This window comes from Nostoc sp. ChiQUE02 (genome assembly GCF_034531305.2).
Lineage (GTDB): Bacteria > Cyanobacteriota > Cyanobacteriia > Cyanobacteriales > Nostocaceae > Nostoc.
The window spans coordinates 1-2,680 of record NZ_JAVRBN020000117.1 but is presented as its reverse complement, the minus strand read 5'-3'; the positions used below and the strand labels follow the sequence as shown (position 1 = coordinate 2,680).

At 37.4% G+C, this 2,680-nt stretch carries 3 protein-coding genes; 2 read left to right on the top strand and 1 reads right to left on the bottom strand.

Features of this window, described 5'->3' with window-relative positions; genetic code table 11:
* The first annotated feature begins 172 nt into the window (after window positions 1-172).
* Window positions 173-1,048: a prohibitin family protein gene (locus RM347_RS35635; protein WP_322719666.1), complete on the top strand. Its 876-nt coding sequence runs from the start codon at window positions 173-175 to the stop codon at window positions 1,046-1,048.
* Window positions 1,049-1,460: 412 nt separating this feature from the next.
* Here the strand turns inward: RM347_RS35635 and RM347_RS35630 are convergent, their stop codons facing one another.
* Window positions 1,461-1,799 (bottom strand): hypothetical protein, encoded by a 339-nt coding sequence (locus RM347_RS35630; protein ID WP_322719667.1) that lies wholly within the window; start codon window positions 1,797-1,799, stop codon window positions 1,461-1,463.
* Window positions 1,800-1,984: 185 nt separating this feature from the next.
* Between RM347_RS35630 and RM347_RS35625 the strand changes: the two genes are divergently transcribed.
* Window positions 1,985-2,620, top strand: a complete 636-nt coding sequence (locus RM347_RS35625; RefSeq protein WP_322719668.1) for a Uma2 family endonuclease — start codon at window positions 1,985-1,987, stop codon at window positions 2,618-2,620.
* Window positions 2,621-2,680: the final 60 nt, after the last annotated feature.

Here is a 2,680-nt window from a genome sequence, read left to right as displayed (position 1 = left end):
GCAAATTATTGATACATTTTTTGACATTGCTTGTATTTATATCTTAATAATTTGGCATAACAAGTACTGAAGAATCTAAATCTTTAACTTGTGCGAAATGATATGAGTTTCATAAAAGCGTTTGGGAATTATGTGATTAAGTACATTCGTCTTAACTACACAGAAAAAACTCATGGGCTTTATAGTCTCTCTTGTAACTAGCCTAATTGCAATTCTCGTTTATCTCAATACAGATAGGATATCTAGTGAAAGGTCACGTTTAGCAATACGTGGAATTATGATATTGATTGGCAGTATTGCAGTACTGAATTCTTTGTCTAGGCTTTTGGTGATTGTCCCACCTGGTAATGTCGGTGTCGTCAATTTCTTTGGTGAGGTTTCCGAAACTACTCTTAATCCTGGTGTCCACTTGCTTAACCCCTTTAGCAAGGTGCTGAATTTTTCTACTCGCATTAAGGATATAAAAGAAAATGTAGATGCAACATCCCAAGAAGGTTTGAGCCTAAATCTTGATGTCAGTCTTCAGTACAAGCTCGATCCGCAAAAGGCAGCTACAGTATATAAAACAATTGGAACTGATGAAACACAACTAGTGATTTCCAGATTTCGCTCTACTGTCCGCGCCATCACGGCAAATTACCCAGCCAATGCTATTTACTCTACCAAACGCCAAGAAATCGCCCAAAAAATTGACCAACAACTTACCCAAGAAATACCAGCTTTGGGTTTCATCGTTGAGGAAGCTCTTTTACGAAACATCAAAATGCCTGATACTCTACAAGCTGCAATTCAAAACAAACTCAAGACAGAGCAAGAAAATCAGCAGATGAAATTTGTTTTGGAGAAAGAGCGTCAAGAGGCACAACGAAAGCTTATTGAAGCGCGAGGTATAGCTGATTCCCAAAAAATCCTCTCAGGTGGACTTAGTAACCAAGTGCTACAACTACGAGCGATTGAAGCCACAGAAAAGCTAGCTCAATCTAATAATTCTAAGTTGGTAATTATTGGTTCTGAAAAAAGCGCAGTGCCTATTATGATCCAGCCATAAACAGAAACTTCAAAGCCCTAAAATTTTCTAATCGGGTCAATAACTTGACGAAATTTCAATTTTATGAAGTCTAGACTACACATTATTTGCTAGTAAGGTGCGTAAGCTTTGCCCGCCGTAGGCATCGCTCACTCTTGGCATTGCTTCCTTCTACTGGGAATACGACCATCTTCAAGAAGTACCGGAAAAACTTGCTGAACGAGCTATTGATAACAATGGCAAGAATTTTGGATTTATTTAAAATCAAAGCCCTGCAATTAAAGGTGCAGGGCTATTTTGTTAATTAATATTTAATAGGTTTTGGACGTGCTGTTGAAACGTTAATCCTTCTGTGTTCCACCGTTCTTGGAATGCTTGTATATTTTCCAATTTTATTGCTTTTCCATTGGGAGGAAAATTAATAGAAGAACAATCAAATACTTTTTTTGTCGAGAGGAGCATCCCAATCATTTGTCATCCAAACCACCTGGACAAGACGATAAATATTAAATTTATCTCCAGCATTTTTATCAGGATAAAGTTGATTGTTCAGCATTTGAACAATGTGCGTTACTTTGCTACGTTGTCTTAAAATTATAAGTTCACCTTCTTGTGGAGTCTTGGCATTTATTTCGTCTCTATTTTCAAAATTTCTCCAATGTAAAGCAAAAATCTTTAAGCCCGGATGTACAATAGGTATGTTTTCATAAGCCCAACGTTCACCATTTAAAGGTTTTACGTTTTTAGTCCAAATTAATCCATTTAAACCCATAACTATTTCTCAATCTTGTCCTAATAGAGAAGCTATAGTTATAGTTTTCCCTCAAATATAGCTCAACTAACAGCACTTGTTTTTTGCATATCTCGTTAAAAGTTTGGTACTCCAACATTATTCCTTGCTACGATAGTTAGATATTGACCTTTGCAAGCTTCAGCATAAAATTTAAATGGTAAGTAATGGTAACACTTCAATTACGACAATTAAGTGTTCCGCCGGGACATAGAGTAATACTGCACGATGTAAGCTGGCAAGAATTTGAGGCGATTTTAGAAGAACTTGGCGACCATCGAGCCACTCGGTTGGCTTACAGCCACGGAACTTTGGAGATGAGAATGCCATTACCAAAGCATGAGAAAGCCAAAGTCATCATTGGGGATTTGGTGAAAATTCTGCTTGAAGAGTTAGAAATTGACTGTGAAACATTTGGCTCAACAACCTTTAAACGTGAAGATATGGCTTTTGGTGTAGAGCCTGATGATTCTTTCTACATTCAAAATCATGCTCAAATGATTGGTAAAGAGCGAATAGACTTGAGGGTTGACCCGCCACCTGACTTAGCAATTGAAGTTGATGTTACTTCCAAAACTCAACTTGATGCTTACGAAGCATTGCGAGTTCCTGAACTGTGGCGATATGAAAATGGCAAGCTACAAATTAATATTCTTCAGGATGGCAAATACATTGAGTCTGAAATTAGTTCTATTTTTCCCAACTTGCCAATTGTTGAAGAAATTCCCCGATTTGTCGAACAAAGCCGAACTTTAGGTAGAAGTCCAACGCTTAGAGCATTTCGTCATATCATGTCCGCATAATCGCTTACGATAAAAGCAGGGAGTAAAAATATGATTTATGCCGAAACGGATCAGTATAGT